Genomic DNA, 24,553 nt, shown 5'->3' with positions numbered 1-24,553 from the left:
TGTTTTCTCAGCCGCTCACGTAATTCCTCGGCTGACTCTTTTATTTTTACTTTGGTGACTCCTGCCATGAACGTCTGCTCATATTTCTGATTTAACTATTTCTATCATGTTTTTCGTGAATTGGTATCAGCTATTCAAATACTTTTAAAAATATTATATTAATCACCATAAATCTATCGGGTTTCTAGCTCATCCTTGGAAATAAATAACTAGAAGTTCCTGTTTAGCTCTTTACAGATGATTAAAAGACTACGGTTTTCTTTCTTCGCTATTACTATAATTATCTGCCTGATTATATTTTTTGGATGGATCGAGACAATATCTGCTCAAAAATCTCCGATTTCTCATCCATTAACGCCATTAACAGAGGAAGAAATTACAACAGCCGTTGCAGTTACTAAAAAAGAAAAAACTTTGAGCGATATGGCTGTATTTCCTGTTATTACTTTAAAAGAACCCGATAAACAGGAAGTTTTAAGTTTTACAGCAAATAAGCAATTTCAGCGCCAAGCTTTTTTAGTAGTATACGAGCGATCGCAAAACAAAACCTATGAAGGTGTAGTTGATTTAAAAAAGCAGTCTCTCAGTTCTTGGCAAGAGATAGCTAATGCTCAACCTGTTTTGCTAAATTCAGAATGTCAATTAATCAGTCAACTAGCTAAAGCTGATTCAAGATGGCAAAAAGCTATGCAGAGACGGGGTATTCAAGATTTTGATCAGGTCAAAGTTAGTTGTTGGGCCCCTGGAATCTTAAATAAACAGGAAAAAGCAAAAGGCGATCGCTTGGCTCGTGGATTATCTTATTATCAAGGCGATCGCTGGAATTATTACGGTAGTCCAATTGAAGGTGTACTGGTAACTGTCAATTTAAATACAGGCAAAGTCGTCAGCGTTATAGATAGAGGTACAGTCCCATTCTCTAAAGAAAACTGGAACTACGATCTAAAATCTTTGGGTAAATTACTAACACCACCAAAACTATTACAAATACTCCAGCCTCATGGTAGAACTTTCCAAATTAATGGCAATGAAATTAGCTGGCAAGGTTGGAAATTCCGCTATTTAATGCACCCAAGAGATGGTTTAGTCTTGTACTTGGTAAACTATCAAGATGGGGATAATATTCGCCCAGTTTTATATCGTGGTAGTCTATCAGAAATGGTAGTGCCTTATGGTCATCCTGATCCTACTTGGTCATTTCGTAATGCCTTTGATGTCGGTGAATATAACTTTGGTGTGTTAGCTAATGCCCTGGAGTTAGGTAAAGACATTCCCGAAAATGGCGTTTTACTAGATGCGATATTTGCCAACGAACAAGGCGAACCTGTGACAATGCCAAGAGTTGTTGGTATTTATGAGCGTGATAATGGCATTCTTTGGAAGCATTATGAATACAATACTCAGCGTAATGATGTGCGTCGAAATCGGGAATTAGTTTTGACGATAACTGCCACAATTGACAATTACGATTACAGCGTTAATTGGATTTTTCACCAAGATGGCACTTTAGAAGTACAGAACGAATTATCAGGAATTGTCTTGGCACAAGGGACGGCGTTAGAAACAGAGTCTTCAGATAATCCCTATGGAAGGCTATTAGCTAAAAATATTTTTGGCGTGAATCATCAGCACTTTTTTAACTACCGCCTAGATATGGATGTAGACGGACAGGCAAATTCTGTAATGGAAATGAATGTTAATTCTGTACCAATCAGTGATAAAAATCCAATAGGGAATGCGATCGCAGTAGCAGAAACTCCATTAACAACAGAAACGGCGGCTGTACGAGACGTTGATATGAAGCATAACCGCGAATGGATGATTACCAATACCGATAAAAAGAATAATCTCGGTGTGGGAACTGCATATATGCTAATGCCAACGGGAAACACAATATTTTTTCCCACAGAAGGTGCAGAAATTCGTAAACGAGCCGAATTTGCTACCCATCATCTCTGGGTAACAAAATATAAACCAGATGAACTTTATGCAGGTGGTAATTATCCTAACCAAAGTCAACCAAAAGAAGGTTTACCAAAATATATTTCTGACGATGAATCATTAACAAATGAAGATGTCGTACTGTGGTACACAATGGGAATGACACACGTACCTCGTCCTGAAGATTGGCCTGTAATGCCTGTTCACCGTGTTGGGTTTAAGTTAGTTCCCCGCGGTTTTTTTAGCCGTAATCCTGCCATCAATTTGCCTGAGTAAGTATATATAAAGTGGTGTTACTGAGTAGGGTATAAACTTATTTGCGTCTTTGCGCGAAGCAACTTCATACTCTAAATCAGCAACACCAAATTTTTATCCAGCTTGACTACGCTCAATTGCTAATTTCCACAATCATTTCTCCTTGACGTAATTGTTGCAGCGCATCAGGCAAGATAATTGTCAAAAGTTGACGCAAATTACGATTAGTCACATTTCCACAAGTCAACCAAAGAATTTGAGGAGGTATCCCTAGCCGACAAACCAAATCAACGAAATCACTATCTTTTGTCATAATAATGACATTGGCGATTCTTGCAGCCTCAAAAATTTCTATATCTTTAGCATCGCGTAAACCAATATCTCTTAACGACAAAGCTTCTATACCAAAGCTACTTATTACCCAACTGGCCAATGTCGGAGGTAACTGTGAATCAATCCAAAGCTTCATGCTGTCAAGCGCACAAAATTAGTCCGCCGTGCAGCAAACAAAAGACAAGCTTGAATATCTTCTGGTTCTAAATCGGGAAAGTCTTCTAAAATTTCGCTAACGGTGATGTTTTCCGCTAACATTTCTAAAATGTCACTAACTCTAATTCTCATACCTCGAATGCAAGGACAACCCCCACATTGACCAGGAATTTGAGTAATACGAGTCAATAGTTCATTCATGGGGTTAATTACTGATTTGACTAGTAAATAATATTTTACCATGTCAATAGTTTGGCACTTTATTTAACCCGCATTTCTCAGTACACTTGATCAAAGCAGGAAGTAGTGTATCTATAGAAATATTGAGAATACTTTCTCAATTTTTATGAATAAATATTAACTAATGACTTAATCTTGTTATCAAAATTTGCATAAGACTAAGAATTATTTCGTTAAACAATATGTATGTTGTTTAAATTAGAAGCTGGACGCTAATCATCAACAAGGTTTCAGCGATCGCCACAGCAATTAACTAGTAAATAGTCCTATTTATTCAACGCTACAAGTTTTGGGACAATCTAAAGACTAATAATTCCGCAATCATAGTCCACCTCTGAATTCAGTTCACAAGGGAGAACGAAGAAGTGAAATTGGCTTACTGGATGTATGCAGGCCCAGCCCACATTGGTACTTTACGAATCGCTAGTTCGTTCAAAAACGTTCATGCGATTATGCACGCCCCAATCGGCGATGATTATTTTAACGTGATGCGCTCCATGTTATCACGGGAGCGAAATTTTACCCCGGTGACAACCAGTGTGGTCGATCGCAATGTTTTGGCGCGTGGTTCTCAAGAAAAGGTGGTTGATAACATTACCCGCAAAGATGCTGAAGAACACCCCGATTTGATTGTGTTAACTCCCACCTGCACCTCTAGCATTCTCCAAGAAGATTTGCACAACTTTGTAGAACGGGCGCGGATTGAAGCGAAAGGCGATGTCCTCTTGGCGGATGTGAACCATTATCGCGCTAACGAACTGCAAGCAGCCGATCGCACTCTCCATCAAATCGTTCAATACTATATCGAGAAAGCCCGTAAAAAAGGCGAACTACCTACAAGCAAAACAGAAAAACCATCAGTTAACATTATCGGTATTTCTACCCTTGGTTTTCACCATAACCACGACTGCACCGAACTGAAAAAACTCATGGGAGATTTGGGAATTGAGGTTAACTCCGTCATTCCCGAAGGCGCTTCCGTCCACGAATTAAAAAATCTGCCGAAAGCTTGGTTTAACTTAGTCCCTTACCGGGAACTCGGTTTAATGACAACCGATTACCTCAAAGCAGAATTCGGCACACCTTGTATAGACATTACGCCGATGGGTGTGGTGGAAACAGCCCGTTGTATCCGCAAGATTCAGCAGGTAATTAACGAACAAGGCGCAAACGTTAACTACGAAGAATATATCAACGAACAAACCTTGCACGTTTCTCAAGCTGCTTGGTTTTCTCGTTCCATCGACTGTCAGAATTTGACGGGTAAAAAAGCTGTGGTATTTGGCGACAACACCCACGCCGCCGCCCTCACCAAAATTCTGTCACGAGAAATGGGGATTCATGTAGTTTGGGCGGGAACTTACTGTAAATATGATGCTGATTGGTTCCGCGAACAAGTTAGTGAATACTGCGATGAAGTGCTGATTACTGATGATCATGGCGCAATTGGGGATGCGATCGCACGAGTCGAACCCTCTGCAATTTTCGGTACCCAAATGGAACGCCATGTTGGGAAACGCTTAGATATTCCTTGCGGTGTGATTGCTGCACCGATTCACGTCCAAAATTTCCCCATTGGTTATAAACCATTCTTGGGTTACGAAGGTACAAATCAAATCACAGATTTAATCTACAATTCCTTTACTTTAGGAATGGAAGACCATTTATTAGAAATATTTGGTGGACACGATACTAAAGAAGTAATTACTAAAGGTATTTCTGCTGAATCTGATTTGAGTTGGACAAAAGATGGTCTAGCAGAATTGAATAAAATACCGGGATTTGTGCGCGGTAAAGTGAAGCGAAATACTGAAAAATTTGCCCGTGATCGCGGCTTCAAAGACATCAATGCAGAAGTTCTGTACGCTGCTAAAGAATCCGTCGGAGCGTAGTTTCACAGTTAACTGTTAGCTTGAAGCCTATTTATGAATGATGTAAGAGCGGTGATATGTAAATCCGCTCTTACTATCTTTTTTCCAGGTGCTTATAGCAATTTTCAAGAGCATAACCAACTTTGCAGACTAATCAAAATTCCGTAATTAAACTGTCAAAGCTTGGCGCACTTCTATGGGTTCACCAGTCAAACTAAAAGGGCGAACTTCGGTAATTTTCACTTTCACTAATTGCCCTTTTAATTGATTAATATCGCCAGTAAAAAATGTCAGTCGATTTCCCCCTGTACGTCCCATAACTTGGGTTTGATCTTTAGGGTTTTGGTCTTCTACTAATACTTCTTCGATGCGACCGAAATAACGCTGCGATCGCTCGGCTGCTTTGACGTTCACTAAATGGTTTAATCTTTGTAGGCGATCGCTTTTTACTTCTTCACTCAGTTGATTTTCCCACAATGCGGCTGGTGTACCTGGACGGGGTGAATAGGCGGCGGTATTCAACAAGTCAAAACCAATATCTTCAACAAGTTTCAAAGTGTTTTCAAACTGTGCTTCTGTTTCCCCAGGGAAACCAACAATTGCATCGCCACTAATTGACGCATCTGGCATATATTTACGAACTGTATCAATAATTCGGCGATATTTTTCATGGGTATAACCCCGTGACATTGCTTTTAAGAGTTCGTTATCCCCAGATTGAAAGGGAATATGAAAGTGTTCGCACACTTTAGGCAATTCTGCACAAGCTTTAATTAATCTTTCCGTGAAATAACGGGGGTGGCTAGTAGCAAATCTTAAGCGTTCCACTCCTGGTACATCATGGACGTAATACAGCAAATCTGTGAAGGTGTGCAGATGTCGTCCTTCTGGTGTGACACCGGGTAAATCTCTACCGTAAGCGTCAATATTTTGACCTAGCAAAGTTATTTCCTTATAACCTTGTCGGCCGAGTTCTAGCATTTCCGCACGAATGGCTTCAGGTGTGCGGGACTGTTCCACACCGCGCACGTTAGGAACCACGCAGTAAGTGCAGCGTTCATTACAGCCATAAATCACATTCACCCACGCCGTAACTTTGCTATCTCGTCGCGGTTGGGTGATATCTTCCATAATGTGGACTGCTTCAGTGGCGACAACCTGATTGCCTTCAAAGACTGATTCCAGCAAATCTTTCAGGCGGTTGGCGTGTTGTGGCCCCATGACCAAATCTAATTCCGGGACGCGGCGCAATAGTGCTTCACCTTCTTGTTGGGCGACGCAACCAGCCACAACCAAAGTTAAATCTGGGTGTTCGTGTTTGCGCTTGGCTTGTCTACCGAGGTAAGAATAGACTTTTTGCTCGGCATTATCCCGAATTGTGCAGGTATTGTAGAGAATTACATCTGCATTATTCGGATCTTCAGAAAACTCAAAACCCATGTCTTCTAAAATGCCAGCCATACGTTCTGAGTCGGCTTTATTCATTTGACAACCGAAGGTAGTAATGTGATAGCGGCGTTTAGAAGTGGTCATGGGAATATGCTTAATTAGCGTGATGTTAAATATGCTTGGGTTCTGTTTCTATTCTATATAAAGTATAGAAAAGGCTAACTGATGGAGGAGGCGATCGCTTTATTATGGTTCAAGAAGCTGTATCATCCGATAACCTAGCTCCTGCGCCAAACATCAGCCACATTGTTATTGAAGACGATACCCCTGTGGATAATTTTCGTTCGGAAAAACAACAGCGTTTGTTAACAGAAGTTTTATACACTTCTTGGAATAATCCCACAGGTTCCGAAAGATTTATTGTAGCTGCTAATGTCGGAGTTTTCTATAGTATTGGTTTACCACCGTTAGTCCCAGATGTATTCTTGAGCTTGGATGTTACCATGCCAGATGACTGGCGGGAAAAAAAGAATCGGACTTATTTTACCTGGGAGTTTGGCAAAGCGCCTGATGTGGTAATTGAAATTGTCTCTAACCGCGAAGGTAATGAACTCAGTAGTAAGTTGCAGGATTATGCTCGTATGGGAGTAGGTTATTACGCTGTTTTTGACCCATTGCAACTTTTGGGAGACTGCATACTGCATACTTATCAGCTAACAGTCAGGCATTATATAGGAATGGAAACCTCTTGGTTAGCAGAAGTTTGTTTAGGGTTGACTCTTTGGGAAGGGGTTTTTGAAGGTAAACAAGATATTTGGCTACGTTTGTGTGATCACGACGGCAATATCTTGCTCACAGGTGCAGAACGCGCTCAAGCTGCTGAACAACGCGCCTTAGTTGCGGAAGAACGCGCCCAAACTGCGGAACTAAGGGCTGAACAATTAGCTGCACAATTGAGAGCGTTAGGAATAGACCCTGACTAGGCAATTTTTAAACGCAGAGGCGGAGGAGTGATTTGCAACTATTCCCCACTTCCCCCGCCCCCAACTGTGGCACAATAAAGAACTGTAATAAAAAATATTGTTAAGGTAATTTAGTGACTCCAACTGCTCAATCCACGGCAAGTGCGCGTCGCGTGGTATTTCCATTTACGGCAATTGTAGGCCAGGAAGAAATGAAACTGGCGCTGCTTTTGAACGTGATTGACCCCAAAATCGGTGGTGTCATGATTATGGGCGATCGCGGCACCGGCAAGACAACAACTATCCGGGCGTTAGCGGATTTGTTGCCAGAAATCCCTGTAGTTGCTAATGACCCCTTCAATAGTCACCCCAGCGACCCTGACCTGATGAGCGATGAAGTCCGCCAACAACTACAACAAGGTGCGGATATTCCCGTAGACCACAGGAAAGTTCAAATGGTAGACCTGCCATTGGGAGCTACAGAAGACCGAGTATGTGGCACTATCGACATTGAGAAAGCTTTGTCGGAGGGTGTGAAAGCCTTTGAACCAGGACTACTGGCGAAAGCTAACCGAGGCATTCTTTACGTGGATGAAGTCAACTTGCTTGATGACCACCTCGTAGACGTACTACTCGACTCCGCTGCTAGTGGCTGGAACACTGTCGAACGGGAAGGTATTTCTATCCGCCACCCAGCGCGGTTTGTCCTTGTTGGTTCGGGGAACCCGGAAGAAGGCGAATTGCGTCCTCAGTTACTCGACCGTTTTGGAATGCACGCCGAAATTCACACGGTGAAAGAACCAGCCTTGCGGGTGCAAATTGTCGAACAACGCTCGGAATTTGACCAAAATCCGCCAGAATTTTTGCAACAGCATCAAACTGAGCAAGAAGCACTCCAGCAGAAAGTTGTCAATGCCCAAACTCTGTTACCAGAAGTCAAAATTGACTATGATCTGCGGGTGAAAATTTCGGAAGTTTGTTCTGAGTTAGATGTGGATGGTTTGCGGGGTGATATTGTGACCAACCGCGCCGCCAAAGCATTAGCAGCTTATGAAGGACGTAACGAAGTCACCCTTGATGATATCCGACGGGTAATTACTTTGTGCTTGCGTCACAGGCTGCGGAAAGATCCGCTAGAGTCAATTGATTCTGGCTACAAAGTGGAAAAAGTTTTTGCTCGTGTTTTTGGTGTAGAGTTACCAGAAGAAGATTCAGCAAAGAAAAACGGCACAGGACAAATTAAAACGGGTGTGCGCTAATTTTCTCTGAAAGTAAAAAGTAGGGGCGCATCATCTTGCGCCCTGAAATTCATCTGATTTATTGAATATGAGATTTTGGCATTTTTGGTTAAACAGTCTGTTTTTGTCTAGCCAACATCAACCCGCCCATTTTATCGAGTTTGTCATGTTAGTGCTGACATTATTGCTGCTCGGTATTTGGGGAGTTACACAAGAATTACCGTATATGCTCTTATGTCTAAGTTATGCCATTGGAGCAGCTATTTCTATGTTAGTCCGAGAAGCGATCGCACCTTCACCCCAAGCAATAATTTCTCGGCTCATTGCCTTATTATTACTTGCAATTAGTCTCTACGGTTTGGTGGATTTTCTGTAAGTTAGTCAATGGTCAATAGCACAGTGCAGACAGTTAATCAACCAATGATAAATGACGAATGACAAATAACTAACTCCATCCTTGCATTTCTACTAGTTCTATACACAACTCATTAATTTGTTCTAAGTCAGGTTTATGAGGCAAAGTTGATGTTTCATAAACAGCATCCATTTGGGCAACTAAATCCTCTGCCATCTGCATTACCTGTTCATAACTATATTTTCCCTGGAGAATGGCTTTTAAGTCATCAACATCACCAGCAATTCTTCTATCGACAATTACTTCTCCTTGCTGCAATATTTCTAAGCCACTGCGGAGTAATCTAATACAGTGCATTCCATGTTTCAGGTCATACCCAGACTGTCTTTCCATTTCGGCTCTCACTGGATTGCGATTTTCCTGCCAAGATAAATATGCTTTCCATTCTCGCAAAGCAATTTGATAGCTTTGACTTTTTTGCAGCAATCTAATAAAGTCTTTGCGACCATGAGTTAAATTTTCGGTATACTCTAAAGTTTCATTGGGTAAAGTATATTGTTTCAATACACCTTTAAAATCAATATCGGCTGTTAGCAATTTATATAATTGCTCTGCTTCTTCTAAAAATTCAATTCGTCCTTTAATTAATAGATAAAGATACTCTAAAAAAGCGTTTAGTTCATCTTTGCTGAGGGGTTCTTCATTTTCTATGCCATAATCAGCGGGTATTGGTTTCTTTTGCGGTGGATTTAACAACCACTTGCGATGAGTTTCCATCTTTTTAATTTGAGCAAAAGCATAACCTGAATAAGTATGCTTCACTTTCTTAGTCAAAAATAAATGTCTGTGTTTAATTAAATATTGCCCAACTTCAGTTAATACAGGATATTTATTCAACCACAACAATTCCAAAATATTAGGATTTGCCCCTGCTAATAATTGCAGAATTTTGCTTAACTCATAAATAACTGTATCTTTATTCCCATCAATAAACGGAAATATCCCTGGTTCATCCCAACCAGTATCTTTTTGCTCGATATTGTCAAATCCCAAATAATATCTTTTAGGTGCAATAAACACTCCCCGAAAATCTAAATCTGACTCAGGACGATTTAATCCATAGCCGTGGCTACCTGCTAAACCAATCAAAATGCTTCTTTGTTCGACTTCTATTCTTTTCATCTCAAATGATTAAAATAGCTATCGTAACTCACATAACAGGTAACAGGGGATAGGAGACAGGTTACAGATTATGGAGTTAATTGTTTTAAAAAATCTCCAAAGGTGCAACAACACACCCCACTAAAATTAAAACGCAAAGGCACTCAGAAAACTCTCTGTGCCTTTGCGTCTCTGCGTGAGATATTTAATTAATCCGCTACACCATCTCCGATGATGTTTGCACTACTTGCTGAGGCTGGGGTTGGAACATGAACAAGGAGTAAACTACATCTCGGCGGATGTTGACCATCATATCGAGGAATAGTTCATAACCTTCGCTCTTATATTCAATTAGCGGGTCTTTTTGACCGTAACCACGCAAACCTACAGATTCACGTAAAGCGTCCATTTGTTGGAGGTGTTCGCGCCACAGGGTATCAATCCGCTGCAAAATAAAGAAGCGTTCGGCTTGGCGCATGAGTCCTGGTTGAACTTGGTCAATTTGGGCTTCTTTCATGTCGTAGGCAATTCTCACCTGTTCGTGGAGAAATGCTTTAATCTCGGTGACAGACATATCTTCTAACTGACTCGCCTGCATATCAGATAGCAGATAAACGAATTCTTTGACTTTCTCCACCAGCTTTTCTAACTCCCATTCTTCGGAAGGTAGATCGGCGTTAATGTAATAGTCAACGATATCGTCCATCGTTTTTTCTGCATATTTAATGACTTGTTCTTTCAAGTCTTGACCTTCTAATACCCGACGGCGTTCGGCGTAGATGGCGCGACGTTGGTTGTTCATTACCTCGTCGTACTCAAATACCTGTTTCCGAATGTCGTAGTAGTAGGTTTCGACTTTTTTCTGTGCGCCTTCTAAGCTGCGGGTAAGCATTCCCGACTCAATAGGCATATCTTCTTCTACTTGGAAGGCGTTCATTAAGCCAGCAACGCGATCGCCTCCAAAAATCCGCAATAAGTTATCCTCTAAACTGAGGAAGAATCTGGTGGAACCAGGGTCGCCTTGTCTTCCGGCGCGTCCCCGCAACTGGTTATCAATCCGCCGTGATTCGTGGCGTTCTGTACCAATTACGTGCAAACCACCGATTTCGATGACGTTATTATGTTCGCTGTCGGTAAACTCTTCATATTCGTGCTTAACACGATTATAAGCTTCCCGCAATCGCTGAATTACTGGGTCTGAGGTGGGTGCTTTTTCGGCAGCTACAGCCACTTTATCTTCGGCTTCTAATTCTGGTAAACTGCGATCGCCATATTCCCGCACAGCAAAATCTACTGCTTCTTTGAGTAGTTTTTCGGTTTCTTTTGATAGCTGGGTGGGGAAGATTTCTGGTGAAGCTTTCCAAGTTTTGACTTTTTTCCCTGGTGTAAAGCCTTGACCGCCACCATGTCCTGTGGGCATACTACCGCTGGCCCTTTGAATACCGAAGACATCTTCGTCTTCTGGTTGAACGATGCGCGGCATAAAATATTCCCGCAATTTCAACCGCGCCATGTATTCGGAGTTACCACCGAGGATGATATCTGTCCCTCTACCAGCCATGTTGGTCGCAATGGTAACAGCCCCTCTACGCCCTGCCTGAGCGACAATTTCGGCTTCTCGTTCCACGTTTTCGGGGCGGGCGTTGAGCAATTCGTGGGGAATACCAGCTTGTTTGAGCAGATTGCTGAGAAGTTCTGATTTTTCTACACTAGTGGTTCCCACTAATACAGGGCGACCAAGTTCGTGCATTTCGGCACATTCTCTAGCGATCGCCTGCCATTTACCCGCCTCTGTTTTAAACACCAAATCTGATAAATCTTCTCGTCTTCTAATTCTATTGGTGGGAATTATACTGACTTCTAGTTTGTAAATTTTTTCAAACTCAGCTTCTTCTGTCTTAGCAGTTCCTGTCATCCCGCCTAGTTTGGGATACAACAAGAACAAGTTTTGGTAAGTAATTGTGGCAAGAGTTTGAGTTTCTGGCTGAATTTCTACGTGTTCTTTTGCTTCAATGGCTTGGTGTAGACCATCACTCCAGCGCCGTCCCGGTAATACCCGCCCGGTAAATTCATCAACGATGACGACTTCGCCATTGCGAACAATATAGTTGACATCCTTTAAGAATAATTCTTTGGCTTTTAGTGCATTAAACACAAAATGCGCCCAAGGATCTTCCGGGTCAAATAAATCTGTCACACCCAAAAGTTCTTCTGCTTCCGCAAAACCTTCATCTGTCAACAAAACGTTACGGGCTTTTTCATCTACCTCGTAATGTTCTTCTTTTTTGAGACTAAGGGCAATTTCTTCTGCTTGTAAGTATTTTTCTGTTGGTCTTTCTACTTGACCAGAAATAATCAGCGGTGTCCGCGCTTCATCAATGAGAATTGAGTCTACTTCGTCAATTACACAATAGTTAAAAGGACGTTGCACCACATCAGCCATTGAAGTGGACATATTGTCCCGCAGATAGTCAAAGCCTACTTCACTATTGGTAACGTAGGTAATATCACATTCATAGTTCTTCTGGCGTTCACTGGGATTCATGGTCGACTGAATTAGTCCCACACTCAACCCTAAGAAGCGATGCACCTGTCCCATCCACTCTGCGTCCCGACGAGCTAGGTAATCGTTCACCGTTACAACGTGTACGCCTTTACCTGAGAGCGCATTTAAATAACTTGGTAAGGTGGCTACCAGGGTTTTACCTTCCCCTGTTTTCATTTCCGCGATTTGCCCAGTGTGGAGGATAATACCACCTAACATCTGAACATCAAAGTGCCGCAATCCTAAGACTCGCCGTCCTGCTTCTCTCACCACGGCAAAGGCTTCGGGTAGGATGTCGTCTAGCGTTTCGCCTTTAGCGAGTCGCTGTTGGAATTCTCCTGTTTTGCCTTTTAAATCATCATCAGAGAGAGCTTTAATATCTTCCTCTAAGAGATTAATTTCCGTGATATAAGGTTGGTATTTTTTGAGCTTACGAGCGTTGGGATCGCCCAACAAGAGTTTTAACATGGCGGTTATGGAACTAAATCAAGGGGATGGGAAATATGACTTTGGTATTGATTATAAGAATTTAACCTAACCCAGCCTTTTTGGTTGCAGATGGGTAGGAAATGAAAATTCACTCAAAAACGTAGATCAAATAAATCTACTAAAAGATTTGCTTTTATTTTACGTTTGATATTGAAACTCTATTAATACTATCATTTTGCCCGAAACTGAAGCAGTGAACCCCGACCATACTGAAGTAGCGATCGCCCCCATGATATCGTGTCTGGTAATCTGGTTGCTGGGTGTAAGGATATAAGGTTGTAGGTGAAGATAAATTTTACACCCATAACAATAATTCAGTAACCCTAGCTACGGTGTACACCCAAGTCAAAAATTTTCGTGTTCAACCACATCCCGCCTGGAACTTTAGTTCCAGGCTTATAGCTAAAGTCCACGCTTTGTGGACTGGAAGAGATTTTTGGTTCAGTCATCTTCAGATGACTTGCGCTATGTGACTCGGAATTCATTCCGAGGCGGAACAGATGCACTCAACAAATATTTGTGTGTACACCGTAGCCGTCTTGGGGGTTAGGTTTTTGATTAGTGAATCGATACTCTAGTAAATCTCTGCAACCCAACATCAAAAGATTTTTGTATGTTGTCAAGTATTCGAGTTCTGAAGGTGGAGTTTCAGCCTTTTTGCTTGAACGTTGAGCCTCAAAGGGTGGACATTGAGCCTTTGAAGGTGAAGTTTCAGCCTTTTTGCTCGAACGTTGAGGTTCAAAGGGTGAAAGGTGAGCCTTTGAGGGTGAAGTTCCAGCCTTTTTACTCGAACGTTGAGGTTCAAAGGGTGAACATTGAGCCTTTGAGGTAGAAGTTTCAGGAAATTTGCTGCGTTGGGTGTTGTGAGGTGTGGTTTTGTTTCGCGCAAAGGCGCATACTTCGACATCGCTCAGTAAGCAAAGGCGCAGAAAGGAAAAAGAGAGTTTTTGAGTTTTTTAACAAGTGTTTTGCGAAAATTGCTGAGTCCGGCATGATTTACTTAACAGTAAACAGTTATCAGCAATATATTTATCCTTGGGTTACAGTCTCTCACTTTTAATAAAACATGAGTTCAACAAGTCTTTTTTGACCTTTCCCCCAACCCCTCTGCGCTACCGTGTACACACAAGTCGGAAATTTGCAGTCTGAAACCGTATCCCGCCTAGAACTAAAGTTCCAGGCTCATAGCCAAAGTCCACAAAGCGTGGACTGGAAGAGATTTTTGCTTCAGTCATCTTCAGATGACTTGCACTATGAGACTCGGAATTCATTCCGAGGCGGGACAAATGCACTACATGAATATTTCTGTGTACACCGTAGCTCCTTGCAGGGGAGAGGAATGGAAGTGGGGTTTTTAAAATTTGTCGAACTCACTGCTAAAAAGTGATACTCAACAAGAGTCAAATCCCCAACTAAAACCCTGATAACTGTTAACTGATAACTGACCTATACAAGCTTGTGAGTTGAGAGTGAAAAAATTATTCAGCGCGATTAATGCTGCGGGTATTTGTCTTGCACCTTGGATGGTAGCAGGTGCGATGACAACAGGGTTAGTTTTAACTATGCCAGTCACAGGAATAGCACAACAGCAAACCTCCACATATTCACCAGAGCAACAAGCAGCCTTAAAGGAAGCCCAAGAACTGAATAAACAGGTTGAACAGTTATACAAAGAAGGAAAATACACTACTGCCCTTCCTTTAGCAGAACGTACATTGGCTATTAGAGAAAAGATATTGGGTAAGGAACATCCTGATGTCGCCTCTAGCTTGAATAATTTGGCACTACTGTATCGCGCACAGGGGAAATATCAGCAAGCTGAACAATTGTATGTCCGTTCTCTAGCCATCTATGAAAAAATACTGGGTAAAGAACATACCTTTGTTGCTACTAGCTTAAATAATTTGGCTGTACTGAATCAGTTACAGGGGAAATATCAACAGGCAGAACCTCTGTATCTCCGTGCCTTAGCTATTCTAGAGAAGGTATTGGGTAAGGAACATCCTGATATTGCCTCTAGCTTGAATAATTTGGCTTTACTGTATCGGGTACAGGGTAAATATCAACAAGCCGAAGCTCTTTATCTCCGCTCTCTAGCTATCTTTGAGAAGATACTGGGTAAAGAACATATCTCTGTTGCTACTAGCTTAAATAATTTGGCAGGGTTTTATCATTCCCAAGGGAAATATCAACAAGCAGAGTCATTGTATCTTCGATCATTGAGTATCTTAGAGAAGATATTGGGTAAGGAACATCCTGATATTGCCTCTAGCTTAAATAATTTGGCTTTACTGTATCGGGTACAGGGTAAATATCAACAAGCCGAAGCTCTTTATCTCCGCGCTTTAACTATTTATGAGAAAGTGCTGGGTAAAGAACATCCCGATGTTGCCACTAGCTTGGGTAATTTGGCACTACTGTATCTTGCACAGGGAAAATATCAACAAGCCGAACCTTTTATACTCCGCTCTCTGGCTATTCGAGAGAAAGTGCTGAGTAAAGAACATCCCGGTGTTGCCATTAGCTTGAGTAATTTGGCACTACTGTACGATACACAGGGAAAATATCAACAGGCGGAACCTTTATATATCCGCTCTCTAGCTATCTTAGAGAAGGTGCTGGGTAAAGAACATCCCGATGTTGCCACTAGCTTGAATAATTTGGCACTACTGTATCTTGCACAAGGTGATATCACTCGTGCTATCGATTTCTTACGCCGTGGGTTAGATGTTGAAGCAAAAAATCTCAATCTAATTTTTGCTACTGGCTCGGAAAAAAGCAAACAAAGTTACATTAGGACTTTTTCAGGCACAACTAACGCTACTGTTTCCCTATCCCTGCAAGAAGCTCGCAATAATCCAGTCGCCGCATCTCTAGCATTAACTACTGTACTTCGTCGCAAAGGGCTGGTATTAGATGCCGTAGCCGACAGTATCCAAATATTACGCTCTAAACTCGACAAAAACCCCGAAACTCAAAAATTATTCACTCAATGGCTGCAAGTACAACAGCAACTCTCAGCCTTAGTCTTTTCCCAATCAGAAAAACAAACCGCTAACCCGAAAGCTCAACTAGAAAAACTCGAAGCAGAGAGAGAAAAATTAGAAGCAGTTATCAGTGTTAAAAGTGCTGAATTTCGTCAGCAAACCCAACCACTAGAGTTAGCCGCCATCCAAGCCAAGATACCCAAAGATGCAGCCTTGGTAGAAATTGTCCAGTATTACCCATACAACGCCAAAGCCAAAACAGAGGCTCAAAGGTTTGGTAAACCGCGTTATGCGGCTGCGGTGTTGCGTTCAACGGGTGAACCAAAGTGGCTTGATTTGGGTGAAGCCTCAGAAATTGATAAACTAGCCATTGATTTCAGAGCAAATTTAGCCACCGGAAGAACATTCAAAAAACTCGCCCGCAGTTTAGATGAAAAATTAATCGCACCCATCCGCCCTTTATTGGGTGATGCGAATCATATTTTAATTTCACCCGATGGGCAATTAACATTAATTCCCTTTGAAGCCCTCAGAGATGAGCAAGATAAATTTCTGATTCAGCGTTACGCTTTTTCTTATCTCACCACTGGGCGAGATTTGTTACGCTTTGGGTCAAATGTTAGCAACGGTTCTGCACCTGTGGTGTTGGCAGATATTGACTACGACAACCAAAAACAAACTGTTGCTTCTGCAAAAACATCTGGTTCACGCGGTCTGCAAAATCGGCGTTCTGGTGATTTGGCAAACTTGATATTTGACCCGTTAGCTAATACTAAAGATGAAGCTTTAGCAATTAAAAAGGTTTTACCCAATGCCAAGTTACTGTTAGGTAAAGATGCGACGGAAACCGCAGTTAAACAACTACAAAGCCCCAGTATTTTACACCTAGCTACTCACGGTTTCTTCATCGCTGATATTGAACAAAATCTCAACGCATCACGAGATTTAGAATTAACACCACGCCAACCGAAGATTTTAGAAGTGGAAAATCCTTTGTTACGTTCTGGTTTAGCATTGGCTGGGTTTAATAAACGCCAACAAGCCACGAATAATAATGATGATGGTGTGTTGACGGCATTGGAAATTGCTGGTTTAAATTTGAATTCTAATCAATTAGTTGTGTTGTCGGCTTGTGATACTGGTAAGGGCGATATCAAGGTTGGTGATGGTGTTTATGGTTTGCGTCGGGCGTTGCTAATTGCTGGTTCACAAAGTCAAGTTTTAAGTCTATGGCAAGTGGATGATGCGGCGACGAAGGATTTAATGGTGAAGTATTACCAGAATTTGCAAGCAGGTAAAGGTAGACATGAAGCTTTACGCACTGCACAGTTAGATTTGCTGAAGGAACATGAGCATCCATATTTTTGGGCGGCGTTTGTTCCTTCTGGTAACTGGACTCCGTTGCGTGACAAGTAGGCGAGAAACTAGTGTGGTTTAGATATCCCCAACTCCGTGTGCAACTTTATCTCAAACCTAACCCCCAACCCCTTCCCTACAAGGAAGGGGAGCAAGAATCAAAGCCTCTCTCCGTTGCGGGGAGAGGTTTGGAGAGGGGTTTCCAAAATAAGTCGCACATCGCGTTATTTAGCTTCAATTAGTATTTTCCGCTTCTGGAGAAAGGCGACGAAAATTATATTGTTCTGCGCCAGGATGACAGCTAACACAGCTATTAATTTGTACTGGGCGCGGTAAATCAACTTTTGGGTGCAAAGCTTTGAATAAACGAGATTTATCGACGCGATAGGGTGTTTCTTCGTCTTGGCGTTGGGTGCGGGAAAAATTAACCAGGTAGCGCCACACCAGAATTCGGGCTGGATCGACTAACGGCTGAAGTCGAACGCCGTAGTGCTGGGTGTCTTCTAGAAGATTTTTCCAGGTTTGGGTGGGTAAAACTTGTGGCGGGAGAGGAATATGGCATTTAGCACAATTTTCTATATATAATTCTTGTCCTAGCTGATATTGAGCTGGGATAACATCAACTGTGCCAACTTCGGCGGTAGGAGTAGCACTGTAAACACTGGTTGCGGAAGTAAATAGCCAACCCATAACCAGACTCCAAGCCAAAATTATCAACACTAAACCGAAAGGGCGGCGTTGTTTGAGTTGACGAGATTGGCGTTTGACAAGATTTGACATTCCTCACATTCCTAGATACTTGTATGTGGAGCTTGTAACTAAGTTATTTAGACTTATACTGCGTTGCCGATGTTGCGATTTTTGCGTAAGTATTTTAGCTGTTCGGGATGGCGATCGCACCGCAAATCTCATCATCTCTCATTCAAGGTTACTAGCGGTAATCCAAAAACCCCAGCAATTAACCGGAGTATACTAAAAGAAGTGTGAAGTGTTTATTAGGACTTACGCACAAAGATGGTCTGTGGAGACTGGATGTCAGGGTTTGATGGTATAGGGATGTAAGGGTTTTGAACACCTACGCCCTAACCCCATATACTCCTTCACCCTCCCCCAAACCCTTGATTTTTCGTCTTATTGTGTAAGTCTTATATATTTCATACTTCATACTTCATACTTCAGCCTTAATTAACGCCTGTGGAACTATCGTGTAAATCAGAGTACGCAATTCTAGCCCTGATAGAAATGGCGACTCATTACGAAAGCGGCGAACCGATGCAAATTCGGCAAATCGCTACTCAACAAAACATACCCGATCGCTATTTAGAACAACTACTAGCAACTTTGAGACGTGGAGGGATCATCAAAAGTCAACGCGGCTCTAAAGGTGGCTATTTTTTGTCGAAAGAACCGTGGAAAATTACAATATATGAAGTTTTAGAATGTTTAGAAGGCCTAGATGTGCGAGTGGGCGAAGAAACCGCCAGTCTCAAAAGCGTCGATAGTGCTGTTGTTGATGAAATCTGGCAAGAGGCTTGTCTCGCCGCAAATTCTGTTTTGCAAAATTACACAATACAGAATCTTTGCGAAAAAAGAGATGCCCGCAAGCAGTTGGACATCATGTATTACATTTAGTTATTAGTCAATGGTCATTAATCAATGGTCATTAGTCATTGACTCCTGCTACTCTGCTTTTTATCTCATGCTATTGACTATGGACTATTGACTTTTGACTAATAACCAAGGAATATTATGCGGATTGCTCGTAACATCACAGAAATTATTGGTCGTACACCCTTAGTGCAATTGAATCGCATCCCCCAAGCCGAGGGATGTGTAGCGCAAATATTAGTAAAGTTGGAAAGTATGAACCCATCGGCATCAGTAAAAGACCGAATTGGGATTAGTATGATTAATGCCGCCGAAGCGGAGGGGTTGATTGCTCCGGGAAAGACGGTATTAGTAGAACCAACATCGGGTAATACGGGAATTGCCTTGGCAATGGTAGCAGCCGCTAAGGGTTATCGATTAATTTTGACTATGCCCGATACCATGAGTGGGGAACGACGGGCAATGTTGCGGGCTTATGGGGCAGAATTAGAACTCACCCCCGGAATTGAAGGTATGGGTGGTGCAATTCGCCGCGCTCAGGAAATCGTGAATACCACACCATACTCATATATGTTGCAGCAATTCCGCAATCCAGCCAATGCTAAAATCCATCGAGAAACTACCGCAGAAGAAATCTGGGAAGATACTGATGGTCAAGTAGATATGATTGTCGCTGGAGTGGGTACAGGTGGTACGATTACTGGTGTAGCAGAAGTTCTCAAAGCACGTAAACCAAGTTTTCAAGCGATCGCCGTTGAACCAGCTAATAGCCCAGTCTTATCGGGCGGACAACCAGGAGCGCACAAAATCCAAGGGATTGGTGCAGGGTTTATTCCGCAAGTTTTGAAGATGAAGTTTATTGATGAAGTAATTACCGTCAGCGATGAAGACGCGATCGACTATGGACGACGTTTAGCCAGAGAAGAAGGGCTATTATCGGGAATTTCCAGCGGTGCGGCCTTATGTGCTGCGATTCAAATTGCCCAACGTCCCGAAAACGAGGGACGCTTAATTGTGATGATTCAGCCCAGTTTTGGCGAAAGGTATTTGAGTACACCGTTGTTCCAAGACTTGGAAGCAAAAATTCCTACCAGCGTCAGCTAACAATTACTTAGACTAATGGTTGACTCCAAGCACACTGATAACCACTACGAAACGCTCAAAATTAATCGTGATGCCAGCCAAGCGGAGATTAAACAAGCTTATCGCCGCTTGGTAAAATTATTTCATCCTGACAGCAATCAAGAAACAGCAAATAAGGATGAAATTATCCGCATTAACGCAGCTTATGAAGTCTTGGGTGACAGTCAAAATCGCCTTGACTATGACCAAAAATTGCACGATGACTCGCAAAATCGCCAACAAAGGGCAGCATCAGCACAAAAACATTACCAAGCCAATCGAAAATCTGGTAAAAATGTTGATGAACAAATTGAAGAATGGCTACGTTTAATTTATCAACCAGTTAACCGCATACTTGAAGAAATTCTTGATTCTCTCGAAGAGCAAATTGAGCAATTAGCCGCCGATCCTTTTGATGATCAATTATTAGAAGCATTTCAAGAATATTTAGATATTTGTCGAGACGAGATTAAACAAGCTCAATTTATCTTTCGTTCGCTGCCCAATCCCCCTAGTTTAGCCAGAACTGCGGCGCATCTCTACTACAGCATTAATCAAGTAGCAGATGGTATAGAAGAATTTGCCTACTTTCCTATGAGCTATGACGATCGCTATCTACACACAGGGCAAGAAATGTTTCGCATAGCAACAAGATTACACTATGAAGCTCAAGTTGCAGTGAATCAGTAAAACAATTAGTTAATATCTCAAATAATTTGATATTTATAGCTAAAGGAGAAAAGGATGAATATTGCGATCGCTTCTAGCACAACTTTTAGCTGAAACATATTGAAGAGTCGTGGCAGGGTTTATCTCACGCAAAGCCGCAAAGAAGAATAGAGGCAATCAGGTGTATTGAGAGATACCCGCAGCAGTCAGATATTATTCCTCTCACCACAGACAAAGAAATTAGTTTATGCTGAAAAGAGCAAAAGATTAAGAAAGTTTAAATTTTTCTCCCAGTGTACTCATGCAATGTATCGTAAATCGCCGCGCTCAATTTTCGGCTAGTCATCGCTATTGGCTACCCGAACTGAGTGAAGCTGAGAATTTTGAGAAATTTGGTGCTGGCTCAAAATTTCCTGGACATGGACACAACTATGTCTTATTTATTTCTCTGGCTGGGGAACTAGATAAGTATGGTATGGTGCTGAATTTGTCTGATGTCAAACAAGTAATTAAACGCGAAGTTACCAGCGTTCTAGATTTTTCTTATCTCAATGATGTCTGGGCAGAATTTCAAGAAACTCTCCCCACCACTGAAAATATTGCACGGGTTATCTGGCGGCGGTTAGCACCCCACTTGCCTGTAGTCCGCGTACAGTTATTTGAACATCCTGAACTTTGGGCAGATTATATGGGAAACTCAATGGAAGCTTACCTCAGTATCAGTACTCACTTCAGCGCCGCACACCGTTTGGCACATCCTGATCTCAGTCTAGAAGATAATACTGAGATTTATGGTAAATGCGCTCGGACGAATGGCCACGGACATAACTATCATTTAGAAGTGACTGTGAAAGGCGAAATTGATCAACGCACCGGGATGATTGTTGATTTAGGTGCATTGCATCAAGCGATCGCAGATTATGTGGTAGAACTATTTGATCACACCTTTTTAAATAAAGATGTGCCTTATTTTGCCGATGTTGTACCGACTGCGGAAAATATCGCTCTATATATTAGTAATTTACTGCGATCGCCTATCCAAAACCTCGGAGCCAAGCTTTACAAAATCAAACTGATCGAAAGTCCCAATAACTCCTGCGAAATCTACTGCACAGATACAGAATCAGATGCTGTTACTGAAGTAGATAGTCAACCCGTTTTAGTTAGGTTGTAGTTTTTTTAGAGACGCGAAAATCAGCGTCTCTAATTTTTTTCAGGGTGGAAAAGAAACACACACAAGATGACTGCTCAGGAAATGTCACACGGAGATGATAAAATTACTCCTCAGTTATTTAGTTAATAATGAGTATTTCTCCAATGACCCTGATGCTTCATCCCTTGCAAATTGGTAAACATATTGCCCGTTATCCGATTGTGCAAGCTGCAATGGCAGTAAGGGTGTCTGGCGCACAACTGGCTGGCGCAGTTGCCAATGCTGGCGGTGTCGGGATGATTGCCTCTCTGGGACTTGGTTTAGATTCTCCCTACTTTAATCCACGCAAACCGAGTAGTTTTTTTGCGGCTAATCGACTCGCTTTAATTGATGAATTGTCTAAAGCCAAGAGTATCAGCCCAGATGGTGTGATTGGGGTGAATATTCTTGTAGGTACAAAAGATTACGCCAAATTAGCGACAACAGCCGCAGCCGAAGGCGCAAATTTAATGATTACCGGGGCAGGATTGCCTTTAACTTTACCAGAATATACTGTTGATTTTCCTGATGTTGCCCTTGTACCGATAATCGCTAATGTTGAGGCGGCACAGTTTCTTTGTCAGACTTGGAAAAGCCGATATAATCGTCTACCTGACGCTTTAATTATCGAAAACTGTCAAAAGGTGGGGGGACATTTTACCCAGTGTGAACAGATAAACGTTCCAGGATTTTCCATTGGCTGGGTGATTTCCCAAATTCGGGATTATTTAACCGAGACAATGGATGTGAGCATACCTTTAATTGTCACAGGGGAATTAGCGATCGCCACGATATTGATCAAATGTTAGCAATTGGGGCAGATGGCGTGCAAATTGGTACTCGCTTTATCACTACAATTGAATATGATGCCAATCAGCATTATAAAGAACGGCATTTGCAAGCAAATTTAGCAGATATTGTCACTGTACCCAGCCCCGTTGGCAAACCCAGTCGTGCTTTACGCAATGTCTTCGCCGAGCAAATTATGACAGATTCATCACAAAAACGGCGATGTATTGCCAACTGTTTAGACACTTTTCTATTTCGAGATCAAGGCAAAACCTATTGCTTGCTAAATGCTCTAGCTCAAGCTGCCCGTGGTGATGTAGAACATGGTCTAATTTTTTCAGGCGCTAATATTAGTCATCCTGAATATATCATATCTGTTGCAGAATTAATGGCAGATTTGACGGCTAAGGTCTAGTATCAACAGCATGGTGAATTGCTTGCCAAATCCGCATTGTCGCTAATGCTAGGGAAGCTAAAAATTACCGTTTTAACACCATGCTTAACTACAATGAATTTTAAAGTAATTCCTAAAAATTGAAATTTTTAACGTTAATTTATGAATATAAATGACATTCTCAAATCTTATGCTGCTGGTAAAAGAAACTTCCAAAAACTGAATTTGCAAGAAGCAGAATTAACCAGCGCCAACCTGATAGGTGCCGATTTTAGCTATGCTGATTTGCGTCAAACACGACTGGGTAAAACGAATCTCAGCCAAGCTTGTTTACGAGAAGCAGACTTGAGTGAATCGATTCTTTGGGGCATAGATTTAAGTGAAGCAGATTTATATCGTGCTGTGCTGCGAGAAGCAGATTTAACAGGTGCAAAACTAGTCAAAACCCGTTTAGAAGAAACAAACTTAATTAAATCTAGTATGTGTGGTGCTAATTTGCATGGGGCAAATTTATCTCGTTCGCTGCTGTTTCAAGTAGACTTACGCCCTAGTTCTAACCAGCGCACAGATTTGGGATATGCGGTTTTGACTGGAGCAGATTTAAGTTACGCTGACCTTAGAGCCGTTTCTTTACATCATGCTAATTTAGATCAAGCCAAATTGTGCCGAGCTAATTTAAGTAAGACAATACAGTGGGGTAACTTAGCCGCAGATTTAAGCGGGGCTAGTTTACAAGGTGCAGACTTGAGTTATGCTAATCTCGATAGTGCAATTCTGCGAAAAGCCAATCTTCAAGGCGCAGACTTAACGGGGGCTATTCTCACCAATACCAATTTTCAAGGAGCGATCATGCCTGATGGTACTGTTCATGATTAAATTATGTGCGATCGCTCCACAGTTTAAGTTAGTCAATAAATTAAAAAATCTTGGGTGGATGTTCCCCTAGCTTCACCCACATTTTCTACACGCGAATTAACTGCGAACGGTTCATTATCTGCTAGTGATGAGTTTGTCAGTTGTTGGTACGTTGCTAAATCTAATAACACACCAACTCTTTCTCCATCTTGATTTGTCACATATTGTACAGAATCGGACATATAAACTATTGGCGTTTGTTGCTACTGCTCATAGTTTATCAGCTGCAAATTTTCCCAAAACTAACGTACGATTTCTCGCAAAGCCTCAGCATCAATGGGTTTAATGAGATAAAGGAGGATTAAATTCCAAATAATCGCTGTGATTAAAGGTAGTTTACGCATTAGCTTGATAAATTTTGGCTGAGAACCGCGCTCAATCTCGGAAATTTGCAAGTTGTAATCTGCACAGCTTTGTAACCGAGGGAAAAACTGGGGATGTTCAGTATTTAACTTCAAGGGGCGACAATCGCCCCTAAACCCGGACAGGGAATGGTTTGGGAGGTACAGACCCCTGGAAAAAATGAGGTGCTTATTGAGAATGAACTGTATAGGGGTAATAGACTCTTCTGTGGAGATCGGTTTCG

19 protein-coding genes and 2 pseudogenes are annotated in these 24,553 nt (G+C 41.9%); 12 read left to right on the top strand and 9 right to left on the bottom strand.

Annotated elements, in window-relative coordinates; genetic code table 11:
- The first annotated feature begins 237 nt into the window (after window positions 1-237).
- Window positions 238-2,217 carry a primary-amine oxidase gene (locus IQ244_RS30090; protein ID WP_193900345.1) on the top strand — a complete coding sequence of 660 codons (1,980 nt, stop codon included), beginning with the start codon at window positions 238-240 and terminating at the stop codon, window positions 2,215-2,217.
- A gap of 112 nt (window positions 2,218-2,329) precedes the next feature.
- Here the strand turns inward: IQ244_RS30090 and IQ244_RS30085 are convergent, their stop codons facing one another.
- Entirely contained in the window at window positions 2,330-2,665 is a 336-nt protein-coding gene (locus IQ244_RS30085; protein ID WP_193900344.1) for a DUF5615 family PIN-like protein, read from the bottom strand.
- Entirely contained in the window at window positions 2,662-2,886 is a 225-nt protein-coding gene (locus IQ244_RS30080; protein ID WP_193900347.1) for a DUF433 domain-containing protein, read from the bottom strand. Before IQ244_RS30080 ends, IQ244_RS30085 begins: the two co-directional genes overlap by 4 nt.
- A gap of 404 nt (window positions 2,887-3,290) precedes the next feature.
- Between IQ244_RS30080 and bchB the strand changes: the two genes are divergently transcribed.
- On the top strand, window positions 3,291-4,817 hold the full coding sequence (gene bchB / locus IQ244_RS30075) for a ferredoxin:protochlorophyllide reductase (ATP-dependent) subunit B (RefSeq protein WP_193900343.1): 1,527 nt from the start codon (window positions 3,291-3,293) through the stop codon (window positions 4,815-4,817).
- Window positions 4,818-4,964: 147 nt separating this feature from the next.
- Here bchB and miaB read toward each other — a convergent pair whose 3' ends face one another.
- Window positions 4,965-6,329 (bottom strand): tRNA (N6-isopentenyl adenosine(37)-C2)-methylthiotransferase MiaB, encoded by a 1,365-nt coding sequence (gene miaB, locus IQ244_RS30070; RefSeq protein ID WP_193900342.1) that lies wholly within the window; start codon window positions 6,327-6,329, stop codon window positions 4,965-4,967.
- Window positions 6,330-6,433: 104 nt separating this feature from the next.
- On the opposite strand from miaB, the gene IQ244_RS30065 reads away from it, so the two are divergent.
- The 3 genes from IQ244_RS30065 to IQ244_RS30055 all read left to right on the top strand — a co-directional run bounded on the left by IQ244_RS30065 (window position 6,434) and on the right by IQ244_RS30055 (window position 8,761).
- A complete protein-coding gene (locus IQ244_RS30065; RefSeq protein ID WP_193900341.1) occupies window positions 6,434-7,168 on the top strand; it encodes a Uma2 family endonuclease in 735 nt (244 codons plus the stop codon).
- 113 nt (window positions 7,169-7,281) lie between these two features.
- Window positions 7,282-8,406 (top strand): magnesium chelatase ATPase subunit I, encoded by a 1,125-nt coding sequence (gene bchI / locus IQ244_RS30060; protein WP_193900340.1) that lies wholly within the window; start codon window positions 7,282-7,284, stop codon window positions 8,404-8,406.
- A 67-nt stretch (window positions 8,407-8,473) separates the two neighbouring features.
- Window positions 8,474-8,761, top strand: coding sequence for a hypothetical protein (locus IQ244_RS30055; RefSeq protein WP_193900339.1), 288 nt, complete (start codon window positions 8,474-8,476; stop codon window positions 8,759-8,761).
- 69 nt (window positions 8,762-8,830) lie between these two features.
- Here the strand turns inward: IQ244_RS30055 and IQ244_RS30050 are convergent, their stop codons facing one another.
- The 3 genes from IQ244_RS30050 to IQ244_RS33110 form a co-directional block, all read right to left on the bottom strand.
- Complete coding sequence (locus tag IQ244_RS30050; protein ID WP_193900338.1) at window positions 8,831-9,922, bottom strand: DNA polymerase beta superfamily protein; 1,092 nt, start codon at window positions 9,920-9,922, stop codon at window positions 8,831-8,833.
- A 196-nt stretch (window positions 9,923-10,118) separates the two neighbouring features.
- Window positions 10,119-12,914 carry a preprotein translocase subunit SecA gene (gene secA, locus IQ244_RS30045; protein ID WP_193900337.1) on the bottom strand — a complete coding sequence of 932 codons (2,796 nt, stop codon included), beginning with the start codon at window positions 12,912-12,914 and terminating at the stop codon, window positions 10,119-10,121.
- A gap of 344 nt (window positions 12,915-13,258) precedes the next feature.
- Complete coding sequence (locus IQ244_RS33110) at window positions 13,259-13,384, bottom strand: hypothetical protein (RefSeq protein ID WP_265578962.1); 126 nt, start codon at window positions 13,382-13,384, stop codon at window positions 13,259-13,261.
- A gap of 1,020 nt (window positions 13,385-14,404) precedes the next feature.
- Here IQ244_RS33110 and IQ244_RS30040 point away from each other — a divergent pair.
- The gene (locus tag IQ244_RS30040; protein ID WP_322746128.1) at window positions 14,405-17,338 is read left to right on the top strand and encodes a tetratricopeptide repeat protein; all 2,934 of its coding nucleotides are present in this window, start codon (window positions 14,405-14,407) and stop codon (window positions 17,336-17,338) included.
- Window positions 17,339-17,512: 174 nt separating this feature from the next.
- Here IQ244_RS30040 and IQ244_RS30035 read toward each other — a convergent pair whose 3' ends face one another.
- On the bottom strand, window positions 17,513-18,058 hold the full coding sequence (locus IQ244_RS30035) for a cytochrome C (protein WP_193900336.1): 546 nt from the start codon (window positions 18,056-18,058) through the stop codon (window positions 17,513-17,515).
- A gap of 414 nt (window positions 18,059-18,472) precedes the next feature.
- Between IQ244_RS30035 and IQ244_RS30030 the strand changes: the two genes are divergently transcribed.
- The 6 genes and pseudogenes from IQ244_RS30030 (at window position 18,473) to hetL (ending at window position 23,928) form a co-directional block, all read left to right on the top strand.
- Entirely contained in the window at window positions 18,473-18,910 is a 438-nt protein-coding gene (locus IQ244_RS30030) for an RrF2 family transcriptional regulator (protein ID WP_193900335.1), read from the top strand.
- A 117-nt stretch (window positions 18,911-19,027) separates the two neighbouring features.
- Window positions 19,028-19,990, top strand: a complete 963-nt coding sequence (gene cysK, locus IQ244_RS30025; RefSeq protein ID WP_193900334.1) for a cysteine synthase A — start codon at window positions 19,028-19,030, stop codon at window positions 19,988-19,990.
- Between the two features lie 15 nt (window positions 19,991-20,005).
- Window positions 20,006-20,698 (top strand): J domain-containing protein, encoded by a 693-nt coding sequence (locus tag IQ244_RS30020; protein WP_193900333.1) that lies wholly within the window; start codon window positions 20,006-20,008, stop codon window positions 20,696-20,698.
- A gap of 280 nt (window positions 20,699-20,978) precedes the next feature.
- On the top strand, window positions 20,979-21,851 hold the full coding sequence (locus IQ244_RS30015; protein WP_193900332.1) for a 6-carboxytetrahydropterin synthase: 873 nt from the start codon (window positions 20,979-20,981) through the stop codon (window positions 21,849-21,851).
- Window positions 21,852-21,979: 128 nt separating this feature from the next.
- Window positions 21,980-23,073 (top strand): annotated as a pseudogene (locus IQ244_RS30010) (NAD(P)H-dependent flavin oxidoreductase).
- Window positions 23,074-23,214: 141 nt separating this feature from the next.
- A complete protein-coding gene (gene hetL / locus IQ244_RS30005) occupies window positions 23,215-23,928 on the top strand; it encodes a heterocyst differentiation pentapeptide repeat protein HetL (protein ID WP_193900331.1) in 714 nt (237 codons plus the stop codon).
- Between the two features lie 32 nt (window positions 23,929-23,960).
- On the opposite strand, the gene IQ244_RS30000 is transcribed toward hetL, so the two are convergent.
- Entirely contained in the window at window positions 23,961-24,149 is a 189-nt protein-coding gene (locus tag IQ244_RS30000) for a hypothetical protein (protein WP_193900348.1), read from the bottom strand.
- A 60-nt stretch (window positions 24,150-24,209) separates the two neighbouring features.
- A pseudogene (locus IQ244_RS29995) lies at window positions 24,210-24,428 on the bottom strand (magnesium-protoporphyrin IX monomethyl ester cyclase); the annotation flags it as partial.
- Window positions 24,429-24,553 lie beyond the last annotated feature (125 nt).

Origin of the sequence: Nostoc sp. LEGE 06077, assembly GCF_015207705.1 — a bacterium.
Taxonomy (GTDB): Bacteria; Cyanobacteriota; Cyanobacteriia; order Cyanobacteriales; family Nostocaceae; genus Nostoc_B.
Note: the sequence above shows the minus strand (reverse complement) of the source record. Positions and strands in the feature narration are given on the sequence as shown.